Origin of the sequence: Streptomyces acidiscabies (assembly GCF_020010905.1) — a bacterium.
Lineage (GTDB): Bacteria > Actinomycetota > Actinomycetes > Streptomycetales > Streptomycetaceae > Streptomyces > Streptomyces acidiscabies.
Genome location: NZ_JAGJBY010000001.1, coordinates 1,926,382 through 1,951,811, shown reverse-complemented (window position 1 = coordinate 1,951,811; position 25,430 = coordinate 1,926,382). Strand labels below are relative to the sequence as shown.

General features: G+C 70.7%; 22 protein-coding genes. 4 read left to right on the top strand and 18 right to left on the bottom strand.

Annotated features, from left to right (window positions below; all coding sequences use genetic code 11):
- Nucleotide 1: 1 nt before the first annotated feature.
- Nucleotides 2–424 carry a hypothetical protein gene (locus J8M50_RS09230; RefSeq protein WP_010350161.1) on the top strand — a complete coding sequence of 141 codons (423 nt, stop codon included), beginning with the start codon at nt 2–4 and terminating at the stop codon, nt 422–424.
- 131 nt (nt 425–555) lie between these two features.
- Here J8M50_RS09230 and J8M50_RS09225 read toward each other — a convergent pair whose 3' ends face one another.
- From J8M50_RS09225 to J8M50_RS09150, 16 genes are all read right to left on the bottom strand, one after another.
- Entirely contained in the window at nt 556–1,350 is a 795-nt protein-coding gene (locus J8M50_RS09225) for a helix-turn-helix domain-containing protein (protein ID WP_010350162.1), read from the bottom strand.
- On the bottom strand, nt 1,347–2,150 hold the full coding sequence (locus tag J8M50_RS09220) for a helix-turn-helix domain-containing protein (RefSeq protein WP_010350164.1): 804 nt from the start codon (nt 2,148–2,150) through the stop codon (nt 1,347–1,349). Before J8M50_RS09220 ends, J8M50_RS09225 begins: the two co-directional genes overlap by 4 nt.
- A gap of 286 nt (nt 2,151–2,436) precedes the next feature.
- Nucleotides 2,437–2,868 (bottom strand): hypothetical protein, encoded by a 432-nt coding sequence (locus J8M50_RS09215; protein ID WP_040835153.1) that lies wholly within the window; start codon nt 2,866–2,868, stop codon nt 2,437–2,439.
- A gap of 77 nt (nt 2,869–2,945) precedes the next feature.
- Complete coding sequence (locus tag J8M50_RS09210) at nt 2,946–6,653, bottom strand: ABC transporter ATP-binding protein (protein WP_010350166.1); 3,708 nt, start codon at nt 6,651–6,653, stop codon at nt 2,946–2,948.
- A 63-nt stretch (nt 6,654–6,716) separates the two neighbouring features.
- Nucleotides 6,717–7,985, bottom strand: coding sequence for an MFS transporter (locus J8M50_RS09205; RefSeq protein ID WP_010350167.1), 1,269 nt, complete (start codon nt 7,983–7,985; stop codon nt 6,717–6,719).
- Nucleotides 7,982–9,316, bottom strand: coding sequence for an amidohydrolase family protein (locus J8M50_RS09200; RefSeq protein ID WP_010350168.1), 1,335 nt, complete (start codon nt 9,314–9,316; stop codon nt 7,982–7,984). Before J8M50_RS09200 ends, J8M50_RS09205 begins: the two co-directional genes overlap by 4 nt.
- Nucleotides 9,313–10,590 carry an ATP-grasp domain-containing protein gene (locus J8M50_RS09195; RefSeq protein ID WP_010350169.1) on the bottom strand — a complete coding sequence of 426 codons (1,278 nt, stop codon included), beginning with the start codon at nt 10,588–10,590 and terminating at the stop codon, nt 9,313–9,315. The genes J8M50_RS09200 and J8M50_RS09195 overlap by 4 nt, the downstream gene beginning before the upstream one ends.
- Nucleotides 10,578–11,549: a transketolase family protein gene (locus tag J8M50_RS09190; protein ID WP_010350170.1), complete on the bottom strand. Its 972-nt coding sequence runs from the start codon at nt 11,547–11,549 to the stop codon at nt 10,578–10,580. Before J8M50_RS09190 ends, J8M50_RS09195 begins: the two co-directional genes overlap by 13 nt.
- Nucleotides 11,546–12,379 (bottom strand): thiamine pyrophosphate-binding protein, encoded by an 834-nt coding sequence (locus J8M50_RS09185; RefSeq protein WP_010350171.1) that lies wholly within the window; start codon nt 12,377–12,379, stop codon nt 11,546–11,548. The genes J8M50_RS09190 and J8M50_RS09185 overlap by 4 nt, the downstream gene beginning before the upstream one ends.
- Entirely contained in the window at nt 12,376–14,301 is a 1,926-nt protein-coding gene (locus tag J8M50_RS09180; RefSeq protein ID WP_010350172.1) for a M20/M25/M40 family metallo-hydrolase, read from the bottom strand. Before J8M50_RS09180 ends, J8M50_RS09185 begins: the two co-directional genes overlap by 4 nt.
- The gene (gene argC, locus J8M50_RS09175) at nt 14,298–15,341 is read right to left on the bottom strand and encodes an N-acetyl-gamma-glutamyl-phosphate reductase (RefSeq protein WP_010350173.1); all 1,044 of its coding nucleotides are present in this window, start codon (nt 15,339–15,341) and stop codon (nt 14,298–14,300) included. The genes J8M50_RS09180 and argC overlap by 4 nt, the downstream gene beginning before the upstream one ends.
- A complete protein-coding gene (locus J8M50_RS09170) occupies nt 15,334–16,653 on the bottom strand; it encodes a DegT/DnrJ/EryC1/StrS family aminotransferase (RefSeq protein WP_010350174.1) in 1,320 nt (439 codons plus the stop codon). The genes argC and J8M50_RS09170 overlap by 8 nt, the downstream gene beginning before the upstream one ends.
- Nucleotides 16,650–17,276, bottom strand: coding sequence for an aspartate aminotransferase family protein (locus tag J8M50_RS09165; protein WP_010350175.1), 627 nt, complete (start codon nt 17,274–17,276; stop codon nt 16,650–16,652). Before J8M50_RS09165 ends, J8M50_RS09170 begins: the two co-directional genes overlap by 4 nt.
- 19 nt (nt 17,277–17,295) lie before the next feature.
- On the bottom strand, nt 17,296–18,171 hold the full coding sequence (locus J8M50_RS09160; protein WP_010350176.1) for a RimK family alpha-L-glutamate ligase: 876 nt from the start codon (nt 18,169–18,171) through the stop codon (nt 17,296–17,298).
- The gene (locus J8M50_RS09155) at nt 18,168–18,356 is read right to left on the bottom strand and encodes a hypothetical protein (protein WP_010350177.1); all 189 of its coding nucleotides are present in this window, start codon (nt 18,354–18,356) and stop codon (nt 18,168–18,170) included. The genes J8M50_RS09160 and J8M50_RS09155 overlap by 4 nt, the downstream gene beginning before the upstream one ends.
- 141 nt (nt 18,357–18,497) lie before the next feature.
- Entirely contained in the window at nt 18,498–18,650 is a 153-nt protein-coding gene (locus J8M50_RS09150; protein ID WP_158002768.1) for a hypothetical protein, read from the bottom strand.
- Nucleotides 18,651–18,793: 143 nt separating this feature from the next.
- On the opposite strand from J8M50_RS09150, the gene J8M50_RS09145 reads away from it, so the two are divergent.
- The gene (locus J8M50_RS09145; RefSeq protein WP_010350178.1) at nt 18,794–19,801 is read left to right on the top strand and encodes a helix-turn-helix transcriptional regulator; all 1,008 of its coding nucleotides are present in this window, start codon (nt 18,794–18,796) and stop codon (nt 19,799–19,801) included.
- Nucleotides 19,802–19,875: 74 nt separating this feature from the next.
- On the opposite strand, the gene J8M50_RS09140 is transcribed toward J8M50_RS09145, so the two are convergent.
- Together J8M50_RS09140 and J8M50_RS09135 are read right to left on the bottom strand one after the other, a co-directional pair.
- Entirely contained in the window at nt 19,876–20,901 is a 1,026-nt protein-coding gene (locus J8M50_RS09140) for an esterase-like activity of phytase family protein (RefSeq protein ID WP_029183340.1), read from the bottom strand.
- A 95-nt stretch (nt 20,902–20,996) separates the two neighbouring features.
- Entirely contained in the window at nt 20,997–21,842 is an 846-nt protein-coding gene (locus J8M50_RS09135; protein WP_029183341.1) for a serine hydrolase, read from the bottom strand.
- A gap of 157 nt (nt 21,843–21,999) precedes the next feature.
- Here J8M50_RS09135 and J8M50_RS09130 point away from each other — a divergent pair, with 157 nt between their 5' ends.
- The gene (locus J8M50_RS09130; protein ID WP_010350182.1) at nt 22,000–24,303 is read left to right on the top strand and encodes an ArnT family glycosyltransferase; all 2,304 of its coding nucleotides are present in this window, start codon (nt 22,000–22,002) and stop codon (nt 24,301–24,303) included.
- A gap of 196 nt (nt 24,304–24,499) precedes the next feature.
- Nucleotides 24,500–25,306 carry an endonuclease I family protein gene (locus J8M50_RS09125; RefSeq protein ID WP_010350183.1) on the top strand — a complete coding sequence of 269 codons (807 nt, stop codon included), beginning with the start codon at nt 24,500–24,502 and terminating at the stop codon, nt 25,304–25,306.
- Nucleotides 25,307–25,430: the final 124 nt, after the last annotated feature.

Here is a 25,430-nt window from a genome sequence, read left to right as displayed (position 1 = left end):
CATGACTTCGGATCTCTTCAGCGCTCCCGACCCCGAACAGGCCCGCGCCCAGCGCGTCTATCCCTCCCTCTTCCGCATAGCCGAGCGGCACGCGGCCACCGACGCGCAGCGCGCGCGGCAGACCAACCCCGCGATCCTCGCGCCGCACGAGGCGGTACGGCTGGTGTCGTTCCTGCTCAGCGGGGCGGCGGTGAAGGAGGAGGACGAACAGGACGTCGACCGGGCCGACATCACGGCCGCGCTGACGCTGCTGCCGTTGGTGCGGGCCGAGTTGGACGAGCTGGAGATCGGGTTGCTGGAGATGGCGCGGGGGCGGGAGATGACGTGGCAGGAGATCGCGTTCGGGCTGGGGCTGGGGACTCCGCAGGCGGCCCGGCAGCGGCATGAGCGGTTGGCGAGCCGGGTGGAGGGGGATGCGGAGTAGGCGGGCGGGGAGTAGGCGGGGTGGGGAGCGCGGTTGCCGCCCGCTCCCCTCACGCCGTACGCCTCAAGTACCCCCACACGCCGTACGCCTCAGGTCGTACCCCTCAGGTCGTACCCCTCACGCCGTTGCCATCACGCCCCGAAGCACTCCCGGCCACCCACCCCTGTCCCCGCCCCCGGCACGAAGCACACCCGCAACCCCGCCCGATCCGGCTCACCGATCATCGCGGTGAACCGATAGACAGCGGTGTCAGCAACGTTCCTGACCACGGCCCGCCGCACCCCCGCCCCCGGCGCCGAGATCTCCACCGCGTCCCCGACCCGCGCATGCCAGATCCGCCCCCACGCCGCCCCGCACACCGCGCTGTACCGCGTCTCGACGCTCGCCCCGGTGCGCGTCCGGTGCTGCGGGCCGAGCGAGTCGACGCGCCCGGGCAGTCCGCAGGACATCGCGTCGGGGTCCTGCCCGTCGCAGGTCCGGCCCTGGCAGCCGGGGGTGGGGTCGAGCACGGGCGTGGCCACCGTGGTGTGTTCGGGACCCGACCCTCGTACGGAGAGCGCGGCGATCGCGACGGCGGCGAGCACGGCGCCGACGGGGAGCAGATAGCGAGGCCTGCGCCTCAACGGCGTTGGTGCGGAGGCCAGTTCGACCGACGCACTCACACCGGCACGCCCGCGTCCGCTCCACTCGACGTCCGCAAGTTCCCACAGCGCGAGGAGCCGCGCGGGAGGTTCCCCGGCGAGTGCGCAGAGCGCCTCGACGGCCTGCCGGGGTGCCGGTTTCTTGCCGTTGAGATAGCGCTCCCAGGACGACTTGCTGTACGGCGTCCGCTCGGCAAGTCCCGCCAGGCTGAGGCCCGTTCGGGCCCGCACGGCGCGCAGCCCCTCGGCGAGGGCCGCGCACTCCGGCGCCGTACCGGTGGTCATCCGCGCAGCACCTGCCAGGTGTGGGGCCCGACGACGCCGTCCGCGGGCAGCCCGGCGCCCTGCTGGAGCCGTACGACGGCCGCGATGGTCTGCTGTCCGTAGACGCCGTCGACCGGGCCGGGGTCCAACTTGCGGCGGCGCAGCAGGCATTGGGCCTCGACGACGTCCCAGCCGGGTCCGGCGAGGACGGCGGTACGGGTCGTGCTGTACCCGGCGCCGAAGCCGACCGCCTCGCGCTGACGGACCTCGCAGGGGTAGGCCTTGCCGACCTGGAAGACGTAACGCCCCGGTCCGCCCTGGGTGGTTGAGGGGCTCGGGCTCAGGCGGGTGCCGGTGACGGCCTGAACCTTGTCGTTGCCGCCGCCGTCGTTGTCCCCGTACCAGGGGACCGCGATCAGCAGTCCCGCGCCGATGCCGAGGAGGGCCGCGATCACGACTGCGGCGAGGGCGTGGAGGCGGGGGACTCCGACAGAGCCTGCGGGCCCGTCGTCTCCGGTCGGGGCCAACTCGGCGTCCGGCACGGCCTGTTCGCCCGCCTGCCACGCGTCCGCCGCCACCTCGTGCAGGACGAGCAGCCGGGTCGGTTCCGTGCCGGCGACCCGCGCGAGTTCCTCCACCGCCCGCCGGGGCGGGAGCGCCTTGCCGTTGAGGTAGCGCTCCCACGACGAGCGGCTGTACCCGGTCTTGGCGGCGAGCGAGACCAGGCTCAGCCCGGAGCGGTCCTTCAACCTCCGTAGCTGCACGACGAGTTGCCGGACCCTCTGGTCCAGTGAGTCCGGCAGTTCCTGCCAGCGCGACATGCCTCACCCCGCACGCGTCAGGGAACCATCGACTCTGTAGTACACCCCCGCGCGGGGTTCCGGGTTCCGGCCGGGACGCCGCACCGGTCGTCTTTCGGCCGCGTTCGACGGGGGTTCCGCGTCCCACCGGCGCCTCGTCGCCGTACCTGTCCGCGCAGGTCAGCGGGTGGGACGTCCCACGATGTCCCGGAGGGGCGGGTTTCACTGGCCCGGAGCCAAGTTGGCCAGCAATCTCAGTGGTGCGGGCCGGAAGGGACGGGGGTCCATCCGGCCCGTCAAAGGACCGTCAGCACAGGATCCACCCCGACTTGACCTCCCCGCGCCCCACTTGGCCCTCCACGCGCACGCACCGGTGCCCCGCGTGGACCGTGACGGCCGGGGAGGTCCGGGCATGGGACCAGCCCCGCTTCACGGGGGCGTTGCCGCGCGCCTGGACGGTGACGGAGATGGCCTGCCGCCCGCCGGGCCGCTTGGCGAGGGTGACGGCGCAGACGTACCCGGGACGCTTGTAGACGACGACCGTGCCGGTGGCGAAGGGGAAGGTGCGGACCGCGCGGCCGGCGCAACTCATGGGAGCCGGCGCCCTGTTGGACGGCGGCGGCGTCGCCTCCGCGACGGCCGGGGTCGCCAGGGCGAGCACCCCGGACACCGCCAGTCCGGCCGTCACCAGCGCCAGCCGCCGTCTCGTCCCGCGTTTCCCCGTCCCGCGTTTCCCCATGGCCCCCACCCGCGCGCGTAGTCCGCCCCCGTACTGTTGTACGGACGCACGGCGTGTGTCGTACGGTTGCACGACCGTCACGAGGACACGGCGTCCGCGGGCTCCCCGATGAACGTCCGCCACAGCAGGGCGTACCGGCCGCCCCGCGCGAGCAGTTCGTCGTGGGTGCCGTCCTCCGCGACCCGGCCGTCGGCCATGACGACGACCCGGTCGGCGCGCGCGGCGGTCGTCAGCCGGTGGGCGACGACGAGGGTGGTACGACGTCCGGCGAGCCGCTGCGTGGCCTGGTTGACCTGCGCTTCCGTCGCCAGGTCGAGGGCGGCCGTCGCCTCGTCGAGGAGCAGGACGTCCGGGTCGACGAGTTCGGCGCGGGCCAGCGCGATCAACTGCCGTTGCCCGGCGGAGAGGTTGCGTCCGCGTTCGGCGACCTCGTGCAGGTAGCCGTTCTCCAGGGTGGCGATCATCTCGTGCGCGCCGACGGCCCGCGCCGCCGCCTCGACCTCGGCGTCGGTCGCGTCGGGGCGGCCGTACGAGATGGCGTCGCGGATCGTCCCCTGGAAGAGGTAAGCCTCCTGGGGTACTACTCCGAGGTGATGGCGGTACGACGTGAGGTCGAGGTCGCGCAGGTCGGTGCCGTCGGCCAGGACCCGCCCCGAGGTGGGGTCGTAGAACCGGGCGACGAGCTTCACCAGGGTCGACTTTCCGGCGCCGGTCTCGCCGACGAAGGCGACGGTCTGTCCGGCGGGGATCGTCAACGAGACGCCGCCCAGGGCCTCTTCGCCGTCGGTGTAGGAGAAGTGAACGTCCTCGAAGGTGATGTCGCCGCGCAGGGAGAGCACGTCGAGGGGTTCGTCGGCGGACTTCGTGGACGTCGGTTCCTGGAGCAACTCCTGTATGCGGCCCAGGGATACGGACGCCTGCTGGTAGCCGTCGAAGACCTGTGAGAGCTGCTGGACGGGGGCGAAGAACAGGTCGATGTAGAGCAGGTAGGCGACGAGCGCGCCGGTCGTCAGGGTCGCCGCCTCCACCCGGCCCGCGCCCGCGATCAGGACGGCCGCGGCGGCGACGGACGACAGGAGCTGCACGAACGGGAAGTAGACCGAGATGAGCCACTGGCCGCGTACCCGGGCCTCGCGGTAGGCGGTGGAGCCCGCCGCGAACCGTACGCCGCCGTCGCGTTCGCGGCCGAAGGCCTGGACGATCCTGAGTCCGGCCACGGCCTCCTGGAGGTCGGCGTTGACGGTGGAGATCCGCTCGCGGGCCAGTTCGTAGGCGCGCACGCTCGCCCGCCGGAAGTAGTACGTCGCCAGTACCAGCGGGGGAAGCGTCGCGAAGACGACCAGCGCGAGCTGCACGTCGATGACGACGAGGGCGACCATGATCCCGAAGAAGGTGACGACGGAGACGAACGCGGTGACCAGACCGGTCTGGAGGAACGTCGACAGCGCGTCGACGTCGGTGGTCATCCGGGTCATGATCCGGCCGGTCAACTCCCGTTCGTAGTAGTCGAGTCCGAGCCGCTGGAGCTGGGCGAAGATCTTCAGCCGCAGGGTGTAGAGGACGCGTTCGCCGGTCCGGCCGGTCATCCGGGTCTCGCCGATCTGCGCGGCCCACTGCACGAGGACGGCGAGGAGCGCGAGCAGCGAGGCCGCCCACACCGCGCCGAGGGCGGCCTCGGTGACGCCGCTGTCGATGCCGTGCCGGATGAGGACGGGCAGCAGCAGGCCGACGCCCGCGTCGACGGCGACGAGTCCGAGGCTGATCAGCAGCGGCGTACGGAATCCGCGCAGCAACCGCCGTAGCCCGTACGACTCTTCGGGGGTGACCGCGCGCGCCTCGTCGATGCCGGGGGTGTCCGTCGCCGGGGGCAACGCCTCGACCTGGGCGAGGAGTTCGGGGGTCGAGGGGGTGCCGGAGAGGGCCGTGTCGCGGGCCGGGCGCTCCCCCGCCCAGAGCCTCGGGGTGATGCCGTGTTCGGCGTCGAACTCGGCGTCCAGCTCGTCGCGTACGGTCGTGTCCTCGGCGGGCTGGACGGGCCGGGCGTGGCCGGGGCTGACGCCGCCGAGGCCGTCGGGGTCGGTCAACAGGCGCCGGTAGAGCGGGGATCGGCGTTCCAGCTCGTCGTGGGTGCCGATGTCGGCGAGGCGTCCGGCGTCCAGGACGGCGATGCGGTCGGCGAGGTTGAGGGTCGAGCGGCGGTGCGCGATCAGGAGGGTCGTACGGCCGTTCATGACCGTCTTGAGGGCCTCGTGGATCTCGTGCTCGACGCGGGCGTCGACGGCCGATGTGGCGTCGTCGAGGATGAGGAGGCGGGGGTCGGTGAGGATGGCGCGGGCGAGGGCGACGCGCTGGCGCTGGCCGCCGGAGAGGGTGAGGCCGTGTTCGCCGACCTTCGTGTCGTACCCGAGAGGGAGGCCGGTGATGAAGCCGTGGGCCTGGGCGGCGCGGGCGGCGGCCTCGATCTCGGCGTCGGTGGCGTCGGGGCGGCCGTAGGCGATGTTGTAGCGGACGGTCTCCGAGAAGAGGAAGGAGTCCTCGGGTACTAGTCCTATGGCGGTACGCAGGGAGTCGTACGTCAGCTCGCGGACGTCGTGGCCGCCGACCAGGACGGCGCCGTGGGTGACGTCGTAGAACCGGGGCATCAGCAGCGACAGGGTGGACTTCCCGGAGCCGGAGGAGCCGACGACGGCGAGGGTTTCGCCGGGGTGGATCTCGAAGCTGAGGCCGGACAGGACGGGGCGGTCGTCGTCGTAGCCGAAGGAGACGTCGTCGAACTCGACGGTGGCCGGGGCGTCGGCGGGCAGCTGCTTGGTGCCCTCGCGCATCGTCGGCTCGGTGTCGATGAGTTCGAGGACGCGTTCGGTGCCCGCGCGGGCCTGCTGGCCGACGGTGAGGACCATCGCCAGCATCCTGACGGGGCCCACGAGTTGGGCGAGGTAGGTGGAGAACGCGACGAACGTGCCGAGGGTGATGCTGCCGCGTACGGCGAGCCAGCCGCCGAGGGCCAGCATCGCGACCTGGCCGAGCGCGGGGACGGCCTGGAGGGCGGGCGTGTAGAGGGAGTTGAGGCGTACCGTGCGCAGCCGCCCGGCGAACAGGCGGCGGCCGACCTCGCGGAGCTTGCCGGTCTCCTGGTCCTCCTGCCCGAACCCCTTCACCACGCGTACGCCGCTCACGGCGCCGTCGACGACTCCGGCGACGGCGGCGGCCTGCGCCTGCGCGTACCAGGTCGCCGGGTGGAGCCGGTGACGGCTCAGGTTGGCTATCCAGATCAGCGCGGGGCCCACCGCGAGAGCTACGAGGGTGAGCGGGACCGACAGCCAGGCCATGACGGCGAGGGAGATCACGAACAGGGCGATGTTGCCGATCGTCATCGGCAGCATGAAGAGCAGGCCCTGGATGAGCTGGAGGTCGCTGGTGGCGCGGCCGACGACCTGCCCGGTGGACAGCTCGTCCTGGCGGCGGCCGTCCAGCCTGGTGATCGTCCCGTACATCTCGGTACGGAGGTCGTGCTGGACGTCGAGGGCGAGGCGGCCCCCGTAGTACCTGCGTATGTACGTCATCACGTACACCACGAGAGCTGCCCCGATGAGGGCGCCCGCCCAGGGCGCCATCGAGCGGGAGCGGTCACCGATGACGTCGTCGATGATCACCTTCGTGATCAGGGGTACGACGGCCATGACCGCCATACCTCCGAGGGAGGAGCCGAGGGCCAGGACCGTGTCCTTCGGATACCGCCAGGCGTACCCCGCCAGCCGTCGTGCCCATCCCCGTTGCGCTGCCACGCGGTGCCCTCCTGCAGAAACCGATGCTTACCCGGAAGGCACCAACGCGAACAGCACCGGATTTCATCCCTCCGCAACAATTCCGGCGGCGATCTTCTCCTCCTTCACACTTTCCTCCGCCGTCCGGCCGGACAGGCAGACCACCGCGCAGCCTGCGGCGATCACGGCGGCGACGTACCAGTTCAGTCCCGGCAGGTCCAGCGAACCCGACAGGTCGAACAGCACGCCGGCCAGCAGCGAACCAGCCATGTTCCCGGCGCTGCGGAAGAAGTGCATGGCCCCCATCGCCTTCGCGAGCCGGTCCTCGGGAACCCGCCGCGCGACCCACATATCGAACGAAGGTACGAAAAGAATGTCACCGAGTACGACGACGAGGCACCCCGCGAACACCCACCCCGGCCCCCGGCCGGCGCCGAACGCGAGGAAGGCCAGCGTCATGCCCACGAGCCCGATCGCCATCACCGTGCCGGGTTCCAGGCGCTTGATGAGGGCCTTGAACAGGGGGTACTGGAGTACTAGTACCACCAGACCGGTGATCCAGAAGGGGGACGAGGGAGCCCACCCCGAGGCGTACCTCTCCATGTGGAGGGGGATGCCGACGATGAAGCCGATCGACAGGAACCAGAAGACGGCCGAGAGCAGGAAGTAGCGGGTCGCACCCCGTACCTCGATGCCCTTGAAGACGGCGGTGCTGAAGAGAGGCGGCTTCGGCGTAATACCCGTAGACCCCGTAGTACCCGTAGTACCCGTAGCACTTCCGTCGCTCTGCGTGGCGGCCGTGAAGCCGTCGCGCGGGATGAACGCCGACGACGCCAGGCAGAAGCCGATGAAGATCGCGAAGACGACGGAGAAGAGGGTGCGCAGGTTCAGGTCGACGAAGAGGCCGCCGATCAGCGCGCCGCCGAGGAGGCCGACCTGCGCGGCCATCTGGAACGTGGAGAACGCCTTGGGCCGCTCGTCGTCCGGGTAGGAGACGAGGATGTTCTTCAGGCCGGGGAAGGCGGTCCCCGAGCCGAGGCCGATGAACAGGGCCAGCGCGCTGTAGGCGGCGACCCCGCCGACGAATCCCATCGCGCCGAGCGCCGTCGCCTCCAGCGCCGTACCGGCGAAGACCGCGCCGCGTACGCCGATCCGGGCCGCGACCCCCTCGTAGAAGAAGGTCGCGGCGAGCCGGCCGACGTACGTCATGCACATCACGACACCGGCCCAGAAGCCGCTGTCGGTGCCGCCGAGGGAGGCGACGAAGACCGGGAACCAGATGTAGTTACCGATGTGGGCGAGGAAGATGCCGGCGTTGACGCCGATCAGCGCCCGCCTGCGTTCGGAGGTCACAGGGCTGCCTTTCTGCTGGTCTCCGCGTCGGAGCGGAGTTCGGAGCGGAGTTCGGTGATCGCCCTGGCGAGGGCGGGGCGGTCGACGGGAATGCCGTGCACAACCGTTTTCTGCGGGATTGCTGTCAGGGGTGCCGCGGGGTCGATCAGGTTGTACGTCGCCGGCGCGCCGACGCTCAGCGGGTGCGCGCCGGCGGTGTCGCCGCGCAGCTCGTCGAAGTACCGGCGTCCGCCGACCGTCGCCCGGTGGCGCAGCGGTTCGTCCAGCGAGGCGTCCTCGCCGCGCAGCAGACCGAGTTCACCGAGGAGTGAATAGCCGTGGTACGCACCGGTGTTGCCCGCATCGGTGCCGATCAGGAGGCTGCCGTCGGCGAGCGCGGCGAGCGCGTTGCGGCGCATGTCGCCGAGAGCGGCCGTACGGATCTCCTGGACGCCGAACTTGACGCCGTACGGCTGCTCGATCCCCCGGACGAGGTCGAGGTTGCGGACGTCCTGGGTCTCGGCGAACCCCTCGCGGGAGTACTCGGCGAGGAACTCGTCGCCGGTCATGACCATCGGCCGCAGTCCGGCGAGCGTCGAGATGAACCGCGCTCCCTCGAACTCCTTCCGGTCGGCGGCGTCGAGCGTGCGGTCCCGGACGGTGTGCGCGAAGAGGCGGAAGCCGCACGCGTAGGCCCAGCGGGTCTCCTGGAGCGTGTTGCAGTCGATGACGGCGGTCACCCCCCGCTCGGCCGCCAACCGGGCGGTGAAGCGCAGGACTTGTTCGGAGATACGGCTGAACTTGACGGGACTGTCCGGCTGTTCGGTGCCGTCGGTGAACATCACCTTCAGGAACGTGCCGCCCCGCGCGGAGTTGGCGCTCAGCGCGTGGTCGAGGTCGGACTCCACGGACAGCATGTGCACCGGCGCCGGGAACTCGACGCCGTGTCCGGTGCGGCCGGCCGTGTCGGTCGTCGCGGTGACCGCGTACCCGCAGTGGACGAGGTCGGGGTACGGCCAGGGGGAGGCCGTACGGCCTCGCTCCCAGGCGTCGGCGACGAGGGGGAAGCCGAACATGTCCACGACGTGGGTGACCCCGTGGTACAGGTACTGGAGAGCTACCACTTCCGGGGGATCGGCGGTGTCGTCCCAGTTCGCGGGGAGGGAGACGTGCGCGTGGGTCTCGGTGTAGCCGGGCCACAGTTCGGCCTCGCCGCCCCGGCGGGGTCCGGTCTCGTGGAAGGCGGTGAAGACGCCGTCCTCGGTGGTGACGTCGTAGACGCTGCCGGGGTCGAGGCTCGGGACCGCGACACGGGTGACACTCGTACGGCGTACCTCTGCGGTACGGGTCACCGCGCGACCTCCACCTTCAGGCGCAGGTCGATGTGGTCGAGGCCCTCCTCGCAGCGCTTGTTGACCTCGTCGCGGCCGGTGCCGGTGAAGATGACGTGGCCGATCCAGTCGAAGTTGCTGCGGGAGAGGCGGGTGACCGCGACGCCGGGCTTCTTGTAGGCGAGGGCGCTGTGGAAGCCGGGGAGCTGAGCGAGTCCGTCGAAGCCGATCCCCTCGACGACACCCTCGACCGGGGAGCCGAACCAGTGGCCGCCTGCGGTGACTTCGCCGGGGAACGGCAGCTCGGGACGCTCGCCGAGAGCCTGCCGGATGACCTCCAGGTAGGCGTCCACGCCGGAGCTGAGCTGCATCAGGCTCGGCACGATCCCGCCGATGAGACGGCCGTTGACCTCGCACAGCACCGGTCCGTCGGGACCGAGCAGGAACTCGGTGTGGATGAACCCGAAGTCGACGCCCAGCTCTTCGAGGACGCGGGTCGTCATCGCGAACAGCTCGTCCTGGAGCGGGTGTCCGGAGAAATACGTCGCACCCATCTCGATGAAGTGCGGGAAACCGCTGAGCGGCCGGTCGGTGAGGCCCAGGTTGACGATCTCGGCGCCGCCGTCGGCCGTGCGCAGCACGCAGGACTCCACCGAGATCAGCTCCCCGGTGACGAACTCCTCGATGAGCACGTCCGGTACCCGCACGACGCCGCGTCCGTAGTCCGTGACGTCCGCCAACTCCGCGAGGTACGACCGGAGATCGTCCTCGTCCTTGAGGTGCAGGACGTGCAGGCTGGCGGTGCCGTCGGACGGCTTCACGACGCAGGGGAAGCCGATCTCGCGTACGGCGGCCTCGACGGCGGCCGGGTCGTCCGCGTCGGCGACGTGCGCGAAACGCGGCTGGCCGACACCGGACTTGCCGTCCAGGGTGAGCCGGGTGCGGTGCTTGTGGCGGGCGTTGCGGGCGCCGTCCACGCTCATGCCGGGAAGTCCCAGCGCCTCGGCGACGGCGGCGGTGTGGACGGTGTGGTACTCGCTGTACGTCGTCACGCCGTGGACCGGGTTCGCCGCGTGCAGCTCGCGGGCCAGGGCGATCAACTCATCGACCACGAAGGCTCGTTCGCTCTTCACGACGGTGCAGCGCGGGTGGGCGTACGCGGCCTCGGTGAGCGGGGAGACGGCGAGGTAGAAGTCGGGGTCGGCGGAGACCAGGGTGACGTCATGGCCCAGGTCGAGCGCGTTGGCGATGCCGGCCATGCCGTTCGGGTTGCATTCGATCATCAGGACGTGCATGAGAGGCTCCTTGGCTGGGACGGGGTGGCGGTGGGGTTCTGCGTGGCGTGGTGCAACGCCTTGAGGACGGCGGGGAGTTCGAGGCCGAGCGCGGCCATCACCTCCGCGTGGTCGCCGCCCTGCGACGGCCAACTCCGGTCGGCGGCAACGGAGGTGACCTCGCAGCGGGGCAGGAGGAGGGCCAGTGCCTCGGCGGCTCCGCCCTGGGTCCGGTGCTCCTCGACGACCACGAACTTGCGGTGTCTGCGCGCGAGTTCGGGAGCCACTCGGGCGAGGTGCTCGTGGTCGACGTGCACGAGGTGTGCGTGCGCGGTGCCGGGCCGCTGCTCGCGGGCCTCGACGGCGAGGCGGGTGCCTTCCTCGCCGACCGACACGAGACAGACGTCGCCGTCCGCCGACTCCCAGTTCACCAGGGGGAGTTGGTCAGCGCCCGCGAGCGACGCGTACCGCGCGTTGCGTCCGGTCCGGATGTAGTACGGCCGTCCCGAGCGGGCCGCCTCGCGGATCACCGCCCTCATCTCGGCCTCGCCGTACGGCGCGGCGATCGTCACGCCGGGGACCGCGCGCAGGACGGCGAGGTCCTCCAGGCAGTGGTGGGTCGTACCGAACCAGGCGCCGGAGACCCCGGCGTACGGCGCGACGACCGTGACACCCGCGTTCAGGTATCCCAGCGTCAGCTTCAGGCTCTCGGCGGCCCGCAGGGCGGCGAAGGGGGCGAACGTGCTGACGAACGGCTTGTGTCCGCCGGCCGCGAGTCCCGCCGCCATGTCGACCATCGCTCCCTCTGCGATGCCGAGGTTGAAGAAGCGGTCCGGATAGGCGAGTTGGAAGGGGTGGCCCTTGCCGCCGAGGTCGGCTTCCAGGCAGAGGATGCGGTCGTCGGTGGCGGCGAGGCCGGTGAGTTCGGCGCGGTAGGCGTCGCGGCCGGAGAGGGGTTGGGCGTCCGCGGCCGTGGTCATCGTACGACTCGCTTCCACTTGGCGGCCCGCGCCGCGTCGATGCTCACGTAGTGCGAGGCCGCCTTGCCTTCGACCGGCGGAACTCCCTTGCCCTTGACGGTCGTTGCGAGGACCGCGAGAGGGCGGCCGACCATGGGCCGGTCGGCGGCGAAGAGTTCGGTGAGGGCGGTGAGGTCGTGGCCGTCCACCTCCACCGCGTCGAAGCCGAACGACCGGAAGCGGTCGGCGAGTTGGGGCAGCGGGGAGATGTCCGCGACGAGGCCGTCGTTCTGGCCGCCGTTCACGTCGACGACCAGCACGAACCGGCCCAGCTCCTGCGCCGCGGCGACCTGGCAGGTCTCCCAGACCAGCCCCTCCTGGAGTTCGCCGTCCCCGGCGACGGCGATCCCGAGGCCGGGGGCGGCGTCGAGGCGCCGGGAGAGCGCCCACCCCGCGGCGTACGGGACGCCGTGGCCGAGGCTGCCGGTGGGGAAGCGGACGCCGGGGACCTTCGGGCCGGGGTGTCCGGTGAAGGGTTCCCCGGCCAGGCCGTAGCGGGGTGCCGGGTTCTCCGGCAGGACGCCGCTGACGTACAGGGCCGCGTACAGTCCGGCCGCCGCGTGCCCCTTGCTGAGCACGACCTCCGTACCGTCCCCGGCCGCCGCCCGGTGCAGGGCGGCGATCAGGATGTCCAGCACGGAGAGGCTGCCGCCGAGGTGGCAGCCGCGCGGGCTCGCGGCCATGTCGATCACGAGGCGGCGGGCGGCGAGGGCGCGTTGTGCAAGCGTTTCCACAACGAGCGCATGTCGTGGGGTCTCTTCCACGACACCCTGGTCCAGAGCGACGCTCATCCCCGGCCTCCTTCCGGCAGCGCCAGCCACCGGTTCACCGCGTCCGCCAGCAGCGACCGCGCCGTCCGGTACTCCATCGCTCCGATGCGCTCCTCGTCGGTGTGGTCGAGGGAGGAGTCACCGGGTCCGTAGGCGACCATCGGCACGTCGCGCCAGGTCGTGGCGAGCGTGTTCATGTCCGAGGTGCCTTTCTTGACGACGAACCGGGGACGCACCCCGACGTCCGCGAACGCCCTGGTGAAGGACTTGACGAGGGGTCCCGTACGGCCTCCGGCGTACCCCGGGGTAGCTCTCAGGACGGAGATCTCCACCCTGTCCCCCGCGAGAGCCACGGCCGCCGTACGCAGCGCGTCGAGGTCGGCCCCGGGAGGGACCCGGAAGTTGAGGATCCCGGTGGCACTCCCCTGTTCACGTCCGGTCGCGCAGGAGACGTCGATGACGGCGCTGAGCGCGTCGGGTGCCTGCGCGAGGACCCCGGCACGGATCGCCGCGAGCACCTCGATGAGCCGGTCCGGCGCGGACACCGCGTCCATGCCCGCCGAGTGTCCGGTCGGCACGGAGACGGTGACGCGCAGCTTGAACAGGCCGAAGTAACCGAGTGTAAGCGTTTGCGCACCGCTGGGTTCCCCGATGACGACGGCGTCGGCCGGGTAGTGGTCGCGCGCGTGGAAGGCGCCTTTGGAGGACGAGATCTCCTCCTCGACGGCGCCGACGACCATGACCTGTCCGTCGTCCGGGATGTCGGCGTGCGCGAGGACTTCGAGGAACGCGGCGAGGCACCCCTTCGCGTCGACGCTCCCCCGGCCCCACAGCTCGCCGCCGCGCCATTCGGTGGGCCAGACGTGCGGCACCGTGTCCAAGTGGCCCATCAGCAGCAGCCGTCGAGGTCCGTGGCCCCGGCTCGCGACGAGGTTGCCGGCCGCGTCGACGTGCGCGTCCATGCCGCGTTCACGGCACCATTCGGCGAGGTAGGCGGCGAGTTCGGCCTCGTCCCCGGAGACCGAGGGGACGCCGACGACGCGGGTGAGCAGGGTGAGGTCGGCGGCGGGTTCGCGGGTGCGCCAGAAGCGGGTCCAGCCGGTCGGCTCGTCCATGGTGTGCGGGCCGGTGATCGCGACGTCCGCGCTTGATTCCAGGGCGAGTTCGGCCGCGCGCACCTTCTGCCGCATCCGTCCGCCGGCGTAGCGCGCGGCGTCGCCGGGGTAGGCGTCGGTGAGCGTGGACCCCGGGTCGGCGGGGTCGGTGAGCAGACCCCGGGTGCCGGTCACGAGGCGTACGTGGTCGGCGTGCAGGGCTTTGGCGAGGGCCGCGGCGAGGACGTCCGCGTCCACGTTGAGCGGCGCCCCGCCGGCCGTGTCGGCGACCGGCGGGGAGAGGCACACGACGTCGTACGCGTCGAGCAGCGCGGCGAGGCGGACGGTGTCCACGTCGGTGGGGACGCCGGCCCGGTGGTCGCGGACGACGAGGGTGCGGCCCTCCGCCGAGACCGCCTTGAGCGGACGGTTGGCGCGTCCCGCGACGAGTGCGCCGCGTGCGGCGACCGCCGTGAAGACACTCAACTCGTGGAGGTTCAGGCCCTCTTCGACGGCGGGCAGGGTGACCCGTTCGTAGGCGTCGACGAGGTGCGTCATCTCCTCGGGCGGGCAGTACCGCACCGAGTCCCCGTTGGCGAGCCGAAGTTGAGGCATCGGCCGACCGATCGCCTTGTAGTGGCGCTCGATTCCGGTGGCGCCACCCGCGACGAGCAGGACGCGGGCACCCCGGCCGACGAGGTCGGCGATCTCCTTGAACACCGTCTCGCGGTCGAGGGTGGCGCTGCCGACCTTGACGACGTACAGGGCACGGCGTGAAGTCGTGGCGGCCTTACGGGAGTTACCGGTGACGGAACCAACAGCCGTGCCGGATACGAGAGTTGCGCTCACGGTGACACCGCCGTACTCGGCAGTCCGGCCGCCTCGTCGAACCCGGCGATCAGGTTCATCGCCTGGATCGCCTGTCCCGCCGCGCCCTTGACGAGGTTGTCGAGAGCGGCGACGGTGACGCACTGTCCGTCGCGGACGGCGACGGCGACCTCGGCGACGTTCGAGCCGACGACGGCCTTCAGCATCGGGAAGTCCTGCGGCGCCTTCGGCGCGGGGCGCACCCGCACGAACGGCTTGCCGACGTACGCCTTCGCGTAGGCCCGCTTGACGTCCAACGGCGTGACGCCGTCGCGGAGTTCGGAGTACGCGGTGACGAGGATCCCCCGCGACACGTCGAGGCTGTGCGTGGAGAACCGCAGTTCGACGGCCGCGCCGGTGAAGTCGGCGAGGGCCTGGCGGATCTCCGGCGCGTGCCGGTGGCCGTACAGCTTGTGCACCCGGAAGTTCCCCGAGCGCTCGGCCGGCGGCTCGCCGCTGCCCCGGCCGCCGCCGGTGGAGCCGGTCTTGGCGTCGACGATGACCCGGTCGGCCACCAACTGCCCCTGGGAGAACAGCGGGTAGAGGGCGTAGATGGTGGTGACGGCCATGCAGCCGGGCAGGTTGACGAACCGGCCCTCCGGCACGGACGTGCTCAACTCGGGTACGTAGTACGCGAATTCGTCCAGCGGCGGATGCTCGGCGGTCTTCGGGTAGTGGCTGCGGATCTCGGCCTCGTCGCGGAGCCGGAAGTCGCCGCCCAGGTTCAGGATCCGCTTGGCGTGTTCGGCGATCAGCGGCAGCCGCTCGGGCAGCGCGCCGGTCGGCAGGCAGGTGAACGCGACGTCCACCGGCCCGAGTTCGGCGAGCGGCCGGAACTTGAGGGAGGCCGCGCGGGGATGGTTGCGCAGCCAGGGGTGGACGGCGCCGACGGAGGCTCCGGCGGCGCGCTCGGCGGAGAGGAACGCCAGCTCCACGCCCGGGTGCTCGAGCAGGAGGCGGATCACCTCGCCGCCGGTGTAGCCGCTCGCGCCGATCACAGCGACGCGCAGGGTGTCAGCCAAGGCGGGCCGCCTTCTCGTACGGCCGCCGGTAGTCGCGCTCCTCGACGAGCTTGCGGATGGCGTCGGGGCGGCGGGCGACCTTGCGGAACGCGTCGGCGTACCTGAGGATCCGCTCGTACTCGACGGGCGAGCGCAGTTCGCGGCAGAGGACCAGCGTCGAGTCGAGCATCCCGAGGGTGACCGGGAAGTCCTCGGGCCGGTGGTCGCGTACCGCGCCGGGGTTGAGGGTGAACGGGTAGCCGTTGCCGAAGCCGTCGCGGTGCGTGAACGGCAGGTGGCAGGGGATCGGCGTGTTCTGCCACTCGCGCGCGGGAACCCCTTCGGCGACGAGGAGTTCGTGCACGGCCTCCTTCACCGCGAACACGGGAAGGTCGTCGAGGCCAACTGCCTCCGGGTGCAGGGTGGTCCGGTACATGTTGTACGCGTGGACGTGTCCCTCGGGGACCCGCGGCGGCGTGAACAGCCCGGTGCCGTCGAGGACTTCGCCGAGCAGGGCGGCGTTTCGTGCGCGGATCTCGTCGTAGTACGGCAGCCGCTTGAGCTGGCTCGCGCCGAACGCGGCGGCCACCCACGACATGCCGTAGTCGATGCCGTGCTCGGCGAGATACGCCAAGGCGCGCTCGTACGACTCCTGTTGGGCGAAGAAGGCGATGCCTCCCTCGCCGCCGAGCGGGAAGTTCTTGTCGGCCATCAGGCTCTGGCCGGCCGCGTCACCGAACGAACCGGCGACCCGGCCGTCGACGCGCGCGGAGTGCGCGTGGGAGGCGTCCTCGACGAGAGCGAGGCCGCGCGTGTCGGCGAGTGCGCGCAACTCCCGTACGTCGGCGGGGAGTCCGTGGACGTGGACCGGCATGAGCGCGCGGGTGCGGCCGGTGATCGCGGCGGCTGCGGCGGCCGGGTCCATGCAGTACGTCACGGGGTCGATGTCGACGAACACGGGGATGGCGTGCGCGGCGACGACGGCCTGTGCGGTGGCGATGAACGTGAAGGCAGGGACGATGACTTCGTCACCCGGTCGCACCCCCGCGCCGACCAGAGCGAGGTGGAGACTGGAGGTGCCGCTCGCCGTGGGGAGCGCGAACTCGGCGCCCACGTAGGCCCGGTAGGACTCGGCGAAGTCGGCGACGACCTTCTCCGGTGCCTGGCGCTGGGCCAGCATCAGGTTGAAGACGTCCTCCTTGGTGATGACCGGGAAGAGCGTGCGGCGCAGCGCCTTCGGGATCATCTCCGCGCCGCCGAGCGCGGCGAGTTCGGCGTCGACGTCGGCCGGATCGGGCAGCGGCAGCGGTGCCGCCGGGAAGTCGGTGATCACTGGTTCGCTCCCGAGGTGGCGGCGGGCCGGGCCGCCTGGGTCAGGGCCATCCGCACGCAGGCGGCAACCAGCGGACTGAGCCGGTAGTTGAACTGCACGCCGGGGACCGGCTGTTCGCCGTCCTCCTCCTGCGTCCACATGGTCCGCAGGTCGTGCGCGCCGAAGATCTTCAGCCGTTCGGCGCGCGACCAGAGGGCGGTGTCGTCGGTGAGGACGGCGGCGGCGGGACCGAAGCCGATGCCGGTGAGGTCGACGACGAGAGCGGGTGCGGTGGACGTGAACTCGCCCAGCAGGTGGGTGTTTTCGGCGTCGAGGGCGAGGAAGTCGTACGGCGCGGGGGCGCCGTCGCCGGTGACGGTGACGCCGAGCCACTTGAGGAAGCGGACGGTCTCGGGGGTCGCGCCGGGCAGGCTGACGGTGTCGCCGTGGCCGATTCCCTGGCCGGCGAGTGCGGCGTGCAGGGCGCCGGTGCGGCTGTTGAGGAGGACGGCTTTCGCGCGGCCGGTCCGCTTGGTCAACAGGCGTTCCAGACCGGGGAGTTCCCGGTCGCTCTTCTCGATGCTCATGACGACGCCCGAGGTGAGGACGCGGGTGAGCACCGTGGCGGTGTCGAACGGTTCCATGACGTCGGTGTTCTCCGGTTCAGGCGGCTACGGGGGTCTGCGCGAGCTGCTGGGTGACGTGCTCGGCGAGCAACCCCGCGACGTCCACGCCGTGTTGGGCGGACGACTTGGCGAACTCCGGGTTGGCGTTGACCTCCAGGACGAGGAGTTCGCCGCTCGCGCGGTCCTCGACGAGGTCGACGCCGTAGAAGCCGGGTCCGAGGACGTCGACGACGAGGCCACACAACTTCTCGATCTCGGCGGTGAGTTCGATCCGGCGGACGGTGGCTCCGAGGTGCGTGTTGGTGCGGAAGTCCGTGGAGGCGCGCTCGATGGCGACGACGGGGGTGGTGCCGACGACGACCACGCGCAGGTCGTGGCCGGGCTTGTCGACGTACTCCTGGACGACGACGGGGAACAACTTGCCTGCCGCGTCGGCGGATTCGCGTCCGCCGGCCCACGCCTCGACGCACTCCGGGTTGACCATCCGGGTCACGCCGCGGCCCCAGGAGCCGCTGACCGGCTTGACGACGGCGGGCAGGCCGAGTTCGGCGACGGTCGCGCGGACCTGGTCGTAGCTGAAGGCGTGCCGGGTCAGCGGGTGCGGGATGCCGTGCCGGGCGAACAACAGGGCTTGCAGACCCTTGTCGTTGCAGGTCTCGATGACGGCCGCGCGGTTGAGGGTGGTGATGCCGGCGTGTTCGAGGCGCCGGGAGACGCCGATGGCGTCGCGGTGGGAGAGGTTGCGGATCAGCGCGAGGGCGGGTGGCGCGGTACGACCCGCGACCACCCCGGCGAGATCCTCCATGAGCAGCGGGTCGGCGGTGAGTCCTCGGTCACGCAACGCCCCGAGGAGGAGTTTCTCCTCGGGACGCAGCATGGTGACCGAGAGCAGGACCCGGTCGGTGGTGGTCACTCGCCCCAGTCCTCCTCGACCTCGGGCGCGAGGTCGAGCCGGACCACGGCGTCGCTCTTCTCCAGCACCTCGTGCTCCTGGCCGCAGGCCGCGCACTCGGTGATCTCGCCCTTTTCCCAGTCGGCCTGGACCTCGAATTCGGTGTCGCAGACGAGGCACTTGGGAGCCGCCACGGCAAGGGACATCGACAACACTCCTTATTTTTCCGTAAAACTTGTGTACGGGCATGCGGAAATCACCGTGCGGCGGTTATCACGCGCAGGAATTTCCTGAAGCAGGCGACGGGCGGCGGACGATGACGGAACGTCACGGTCCACCGGGCGGGATCATCCCCAGCGGTCGTCGCCCGGGACCGACGCGGCGGCGGCCGACGTCGTGGGGTGAGCGGTGGCGGCGGAAACGCCGGTGAAAGCGATTGCCGTGACGGCGAGAGCGCCGAACAGGCCGGCGAGTCTGCGGATCAGGACGGCACGCTTCATTTCAATCCCCCTGGTGATATTCGGGCGGCTATCCGTGGTACGCCGCCCGCACACCGAAAGAGTGCCTCCGGAGGCATGGTTGCCGAAAGAGTCGGCAGGGTTCATGATCATGCGTTGCAGAAGTCAGAAGGGGGAGCGACGAGATGTGCGGCAAAACAGACATAAGCGAAGCAGGGTTTCATACAGAGCTCTGTTCCGCGGGAATCACGTTCTACCGCAACGCCGTACGGCGGGGCCGGGCCGTCCGCGACGGAGCCCCGGACTGTCTGGAGTCGCTCGGACTGCTGACGCCGGCCGTGGACGACCCGGACGCCGTCATACCCGTACCCCCTGAGATGGCCACGGTGGCACTGACCCGTCCGCTGGAGGAGGAGATCCTGCGGCAGCAGCGGGAGATGGCCGCCGTACGGACGACGATGTCGCAGGTGGAGAGCGTCTACCGGGACCTCCAGGGGCGCGACGGCAAAGCCGTGCAGCCGCTCGCCGGGGAGTCGGTGATCGCCGCCGCGATCGACGAGGCGGTGCGCTGCACACGGATCGAGGCGCTCTCCGCGCACCCCGGTGGCGGCCGGCCGCAGCGCGCGCTCGTCCAGGCGCTGCCGCTCGCGCTGGAGGCCCGCGAGCGCGGCATACAGCAGCGCAGGCTGTACCAGCACACCGTCCGCACGCACGGGCCGACCCTCGACTACATCAAGGCCGTCACCGAGGTCGGCGTCGAAGTCCGCACCGTGAACGAGGTGTTCGACCGGCTGCTCGTGTACGACCGGACGGTCGCGTTCATCCCCGACGTCGAGAAGTCGCACCGCGACCACGCGCTGCGCGTCACCGATCCCGGGATCGTGCACTTCCTGGTCTCGGTGTTCGAGCACGCCTGGGAGCGGGCGCAGGCCATCGTCTACACGGACGACCATCACCGGCCGCGCCTGCTCACTGATGAAACACGTCTACGCGTGTTGCGTCTGATGGTCGACGGCTACACGGACGCGGCGATCGCGACGCGGCTGGGGATGAGTACGCGGAGTGTGGCGAGCCATCTGAAGAAGGTGTCGGACATGCTCGGGAGCAAGAGCCGGGCTCAGCTGGCGTACCTGACGGCGCAGAGCGGACTGCTGGACGAGCCGGTGGGGGACCGGGTCGAAGCGGCTCCGTAGCGCTCAGGTACTACCCGGGTAGTACCACGGGAGGGGTCGTACCGGACGGTTCGTCCCCTCCCCCCGGACCTGGGTCAGTGCGTCCGCACCCGCAGGAAGTAGAACCGGGTCGTCTGTACGGCGTTCTGGTTGTCGTCGCTGACCAGCGTCACGCGCAGCCGGTCGCCGGAGCGGCCGGTGACCGTCATGCCCTCGATGTTGTCGAGCAGGGGGTTGGGCTGGGGCTGCTTCGCGGTGGCGCCGAGGGTCGGGCAGTCGGCGATGTCGGCGAGGAGCGTCTTGCGGATGACGCGCACCTCGGGCTGCCCGGTCAGGTACTCGACGTCCCGCGTGTCCGTCGCGTGGCGCGGGTCGGCGAGGTAGAGGCGGACCGTGTTGCCGACGCCCGCGGTGAACCCCCGCTCCAGGACGAGGAGTTGCCCGCCGGGCAGCGCCTGCACCTCGGGGACGCCGAGCCCGGTGTCCGTCCGGTAGGCGTACTGCGCGCCGAGCGCGAACCCCTTCCCGTGCCGCTTCCAGGTCTGGAACCGGACGGTCCCGGCGGTGTCCCCGGCCAGCGCGTACTCCATGGACGCCAGCAGCGTACGGCCGCCGTCCGCCCAACTCAGACCCTCGAAGGTGCCGTTGGACACGGCTCGCCCGGCCGGCGCGACCTGGAGCGAGGCGGGGACGGGGAGCCGGTCGAGGACACGGCCGTCCCGGTCGTAGCGGCGTACCGACGGCTCGGTCTCGGAGGTGATCAGCCGGGTGCCGTCCCGGTCGATGACGAGCCCCTCCGAGTCGAGGGCGGCGCCCTTCTCGTCCGCGAGCTGAACGGCCTTGCGAGGCTGGAGAGTTCGCCGGTCCAGCGAGAACAGGGCCGACCGGTCGGAGAGCGCGGCGAGGGTGCCGTCCGGGTCGAGGGCGAGGGCGGAGAAGTTGCCGGCGAAGGTCCCGTCGTACGACGTCTTGTCGAGGGAGTCGGAGAAGCCGTCGATGGCCACGGCGGGCGAACAGGCGTGGTTCGCGGGCGTGTTGGCCACGGCAGGCCCTGCGGCGGTGAGGGTGGTGGCCGCCGCCAGGCCGGCGGTGAGGGTGGCGAGTACGGTTCTCAGGCGCATGGACGGCACCGTAGGACGCGCGGGTGTCCACGAGAAGAACGCCGCGCCACGAACCCCGGGAAGCCCGGCCGCGGGGAGGCCGGGTACCGGTTCGTTCAGGACGCCTTGAGGTCCGCGTGGACGACCTTCGCCACGCCCTGGATCGTCGCGATCCCGTAGTTCATGGTGCTGTTGCCGTGCGTGAGCACGGTGATCGTGTAGTCGTGCCCGCCACCGGTGAACGTGCCGACGCTGTGCACGCGCCAGCCGTTGGTGGCCCGCTGGAGCCAGCCGTTCTTGACACGGACGGCGACACCGGCCGGAGCACCGTAGGGAGTTCCCCAGCGCTGGGACGAAATCACCTTGCTCATCAGGCCGTTGGCGTACGAACGGGAGCCGTCGGTGAGGACGGTGTTCTTCGCGTGCAGCAGCTTGAGCAGCTTCTGCTCGTCGGTGACCGTGATCTGCGTGAGGCCCCAGTAGCCGTTCGCGCCCGGCTTCGTCTGGGTCATCGCGGCGGCCTTGAGGAAGTTGTTCACCTTGGTGACGCCGAGCTGCTTCCACAGGGTGCTCGTGGAGGCGTTGTCCGACTTGGTGATCATCGCGGTCGCGAGGGACTTCTCGCGGGCGGTGAGGGAGCGCTTCGCCTTCTGCGCGTCCCAGAGAAGGGTCGAGAGAACGGTTACTTTGACGACGCTGGCCGAGTCGTACGCCGAGGACGCCCGCAGCGTGCAGTTCGTGTTGGTCGTACGGTCGTAGACGCCGACGGCGACCGTGCCCTTGCGGGAGGCGACCGCCGCGGTGATGTCCTTCTTGAGTTTGGTCGCGAGGGCCGCCTTGGACGACGTGCAGCTCACGGCGGGTGCGGCTGCCGAGGCCGGGACGGCGGCGGTTATGAGAAGGCCGGTGCCGAGGGCGGCGACCGTGGCCGCTCTAGCACGTCTCGAAGTAGACGGAGTCATACCTCAGTTGACTCATGAGTTCGAGCGAATGGTTGTACGAGCCGTCAGCACGGTTGGGTAAAGGTTGCACAACGCGTTACTGCGCCCCGTGCGCATTCACAGGCGGCGGCCAGCTTCGGCACAGCGGTCGCCAACGTGGGGTTCGCACCATGCTCGGGTGACCTCTGCCACCGATCCCCAGCACCGTACGACCGAGTCCGTGTCCCCCGACCGGCCACCGCCCGAGCCCGCGGCGGGCGCCGTACCGGGGAAGGCGCCGCGCTGGTCGCTGCCCGCGCTGCTCTCGATCCTGGCCCTGGCAGCGGTCCTCTACTCCTGGAACCTCTCCGGTTCGAACCTCAACAGCTTCTACAGCGCCGCCGTGTTGAGCGGTACGGAGAGCTGGAAGGCCTGGTTCTTCGGCTCGTTGGACGCCGGGAACTTCCTGACCGTCGACAAGCCGCCGTTCGCGCTGATGGTGATGGGCCTGTCCTGCCGGGTCTTCGGCTTCGGCACCTGGCAGATGATGCTGCCGATGGTCCTGGTCGCGCTCGGCACGATCTGGATCGTGCACGCGTCCGTGAAGCGGGTGTGGGGGCACGGCGCGGCGGCCGTCGCCGCGCTGGTCCTGGCGCTGACCCCGATCACCGTCGCCATCAACCGCGACAACAACCCCGACACGCTGCTGGTGTTCCTGATGGCGGGCGGCGCGGCCCTCGCGCTGCGCGCCGTGTACAACGGCAGGCTGCTGCCGCTGCTCGGGTCGGCCGCGTGCTTCGGGCTCGCCTTCAACACCAAGATGCTCCAGGGCTACATCGCGCTGCCGGCCGTCTTCGCGGTCTACCTGTACGCGGCGAGGCCGAAGCTGGTGAAGCGGATCGTCAACCTGCTGCTCGCGGGTGTAGTACTCGCGGTTTCCTCCTTCTGGTGGGCCGCCGCCGTGTCCGTAGTACCTGCGGACGAGCGGCCCTACATCGGAGGTTCGACGGACGGTTCCGCCTGGAACCTGATCATGGGCTACAACGGCCTCGGCCGGGTCTTCGGCGGCGACGGCAACATGGGCGGCGGAGGCGGGGACGGTGGTGGAGGCGGCGGCTTCTCCGGCGCCGCCGGTCTCGGCCGGATGTTCAACGACATCCTCGGCGGGCAGATCTCCTGGCTGCTGCCCTTTGCAGCAATCGCTTTCATCGGCGCCGTCATTCTGTGCGGCCGTGCTCCGCGCACCGACCTCACCCGCGCCGCCGTCCTGGTCTGGGGCGGCTGGCTCGGCCTGCACTTCCTCACGTTCAGCATGGCCGAGGGCACGATGCACCCGTACTACACGACCGCCATGGCGCCCGGGATCGCGGCGCTGTGCGGGGGCGGCGGCGCGATGCTGCTGCGCGCGTTCCGTACGGACAAGCGGTGGGTGTGGGTGCTGCCGGTGGCTCTTGCAGCAACCGCTCTCTGGTCCGTTGTGCTGCTGCGGCGCGCGTCCGGGTGGAACACCTGGCTGTGGCCGTCGGTCGGTGTGGTGATGGCCGCGGCCGTCGTCGGGCTGATCGTCTTCCGGTCCGGGAACCGGGTACGGCTGCTGGCGGCTTCCGTCGCGGCGGCGGTCGTGGCCTCGGTGGCGGGGCCTGCGGCGTATGCGTGGTCGGTGCCGTCGGGGTCCGGCGGAGGTATGGGGGGTACTAATCCCACGGCCGGTCCGACCACGGGGAACGGTGGCTTCGGCGGGGGGCTTGGTAGGGGTGGGGGTGGACAGGGTGGCTTCCCTGGTGGCCAGGGTGGTCGAGACGGCCAGGGTCAGGGGGGTCAGGGGCAGGACGGTCAGGGCGGCGGTCAGATGACGCCCGGCGGCGGGTACGGGGAGCTGCCCGGCGGCGTCCAGGGCGGTACGGGGCAGAACGGGACCGGCCAGACCGGTCGACTCCCCGGCGGGAACGGCGAGATGGGCGGTACGCCGCCCGGCGGCACCGGCTCCACCGAGGGGAACGCCGGGTCCGGCACCGAGGCCGACGGCACCCAGGGCGACCCCGGCGGCATGACCGGCGGCGTACCCGGCGGTGGCGGCATGCGCGGCGGCATGGGCATGGGCGCCGCGAACACCGAGCTGATCGCCTACCTGAAGAAGCACCAGGACGGCGCCAAGTGGCTGCTCGCGGTGTCGAGTTCACAGAGCGCGGCCCAGCTGATCCTCAGCAGCGGCGAGCCGGTGATCTCCATGTGGGGCTGGTCCGGCAGCGACAAGGCGATGACCCTCGCCAAGCTGAAGGAACTGGTCGAGAAGGGCGAGCTGCACTACATCCAGATCGGCGGCAGCGGCATGGGCGGCGGCCCCGGCGGCGGCTCGAACGTCAGCTCCGAGGTCACGGAGTGGGTCCAGAAGAACGCGACGGCGGTGAAGGAGAGCGACTACAGCAAGAGCGCGTCCACATCGACGAGTTCGACGACGACCCAGTCGACGGTCTACCGGCTGGACCCCTCGGACGTGAGCTGACCCTCACCAAGCGGCCCTCGACCCACCCGGGTTGAGGGCCGCTTCACTTCTCCGTGAAGTCAACTCGCGTAGATCGCCACCGATTTGCCGTTTCTTGACACCGAACAGACATGTCACATTCATTTACATGACCTCATGTCCATGTCACCCTCGCCGTGTTGCCCCCCACTCAACACGCGTAGACAGGACACTCCTTATGCTGGCGACACGCATACGCCGCCGCTGGAAGCCGGTGGCGCTGACGACCGCAGCGGTCCTGATGGGCCTCGCCGCACCCGCGGTGACGGCGACCCCGGCCTCCGCCACGACCACGGCGTACGACTCGACGTACTACAAGAACGCGGTCGGCAAGACGGGTGCGAGCCTCAAGTCCTCGCTGCACACGATCATCAGCAGCCAGTCGAAGATCTCGTACTCCGCCGTGTGGGACGCGCTCAAGGCGACCGACCAGGACCCGAACAACAGCGCCAACGTGATCCTGCTCTACAGCGGCGTCTCGCGCAGCAAGTCGCTCAACGGCGGGGACGTCGGCGACTGGAACCGTGAGCACGTGTGGGCCAAGTCGCACGGCGACTTCGGCGAGGCGACCGGGCCCGGCACCGACCTGCACCACCTGCGCCCGGCGGACGTCCAGGTCAACAGCACCCGGGGGAACCTGGACTTCGACAATGGCGGCAGCTCGGTCACCAACGGCGGGGGCAGCAAGGTCGATTCGGACTCCTTCGAACCGCGTGCCGCGGACAAGGGCGATGTCGCCCGCATGATCCTCTACATGGCCGTGCGGTACGACGGCGGCGACGGCTTCGCCGACCTGGAGCCGAACGAGCAGGTCAACAACGGCAGCAACCCGTACATCGGCAAGCTCTCCGTGCTGAAGGCCTGGAACGAGCAGGACCCGCCGAGCGCCTTCGAGGAGCGCCGCAACCAGGTCATCTACGACACGTACCAGCACAACCGCAACCCGTTCATCGACCACCCGGAGTGGGTCGAGGCGATCTGGTAGCAACCGGTTTCAGCAACGCGGACCCTTCTCCTGGCCGGGGAAGGGTCCGCGTCGTCTTTCCAGGTCGGCCGAGGCCGTCCACACAGCTCGGACACAATGATCGGCAAGCGCACACAAGCCCGCC

Bases quoted from the DNA above. Each gene is read 5' to 3' on its own strand.
- J8M50_RS09145 (WP_010350178.1), top strand. From the start codon at position 18,794: ATGTGCGGCAAAACAGACATAAGCGAAGCAGGGTTTCATACAGAGCTC.
- J8M50_RS09135 (WP_029183341.1), bottom strand. From the start codon at position 21,842: ATGACTCCGTCTACTTCGAGACGTGCTAGAGCGGCCACGGTCGCCGCC.
- J8M50_RS09125 (WP_010350183.1), top strand. From the start codon at position 24,500: ATGCTGGCGACACGCATACGCCGCCGCTGGAAGCCGGTGGCGCTGACG.
- J8M50_RS09165 (WP_010350175.1), bottom strand. From the start codon at position 17,276: ATGGAACCGTTCGACACCGCCACGGTGCTCACCCGCGTCCTCACCTCG.
- J8M50_RS09215 (WP_040835153.1), bottom strand. From the start codon at position 2,868: ATGGGGAAACGCGGGACGGGGAAACGCGGGACGAGACGGCGGCTGGCG.
- J8M50_RS09190 (WP_010350170.1), bottom strand. From the start codon at position 11,549: ATGACCACGGCCGCGGACGCCCAACCCCTCTCCGGCCGCGACGCCTAC.
- J8M50_RS09185 (WP_010350171.1), bottom strand. From the start codon at position 12,379: ATGAGCGTCGCTCTGGACCAGGGTGTCGTGGAAGAGACCCCACGACAT.
- J8M50_RS09155 (WP_010350177.1), bottom strand. From the start codon at position 18,356: ATGTCCCTTGCCGTGGCGGCTCCCAAGTGCCTCGTCTGCGACACCGAA.
- J8M50_RS09230 (WP_010350161.1), top strand. From the start codon at position 2: ATGACTTCGGATCTCTTCAGCGCTCCCGACCCCGAACAGGCCCGCGCC.
- J8M50_RS09220 (WP_010350164.1), bottom strand. From the start codon at position 2,150: ATGTCGCGCTGGCAGGAACTGCCGGACTCACTGGACCAGAGGGTCCGG.
- J8M50_RS09195 (WP_010350169.1), bottom strand. From the start codon at position 10,590: ATGCACGTCCTGATGATCGAATGCAACCCGAACGGCATGGCCGGCATC.
- J8M50_RS09225 (WP_010350162.1), bottom strand. From the start codon at position 1,350: ATGACCACCGGTACGGCGCCGGAGTGCGCGGCCCTCGCCGAGGGGCTG.
- J8M50_RS09150 (WP_158002768.1), bottom strand. From the start codon at position 18,650: ATGAAGCGTGCCGTCCTGATCCGCAGACTCGCCGGCCTGTTCGGCGCT.
- J8M50_RS09140 (WP_029183340.1), bottom strand. From the start codon at position 20,901: ATGCGCCTGAGAACCGTACTCGCCACCCTCACCGCCGGCCTGGCGGCG.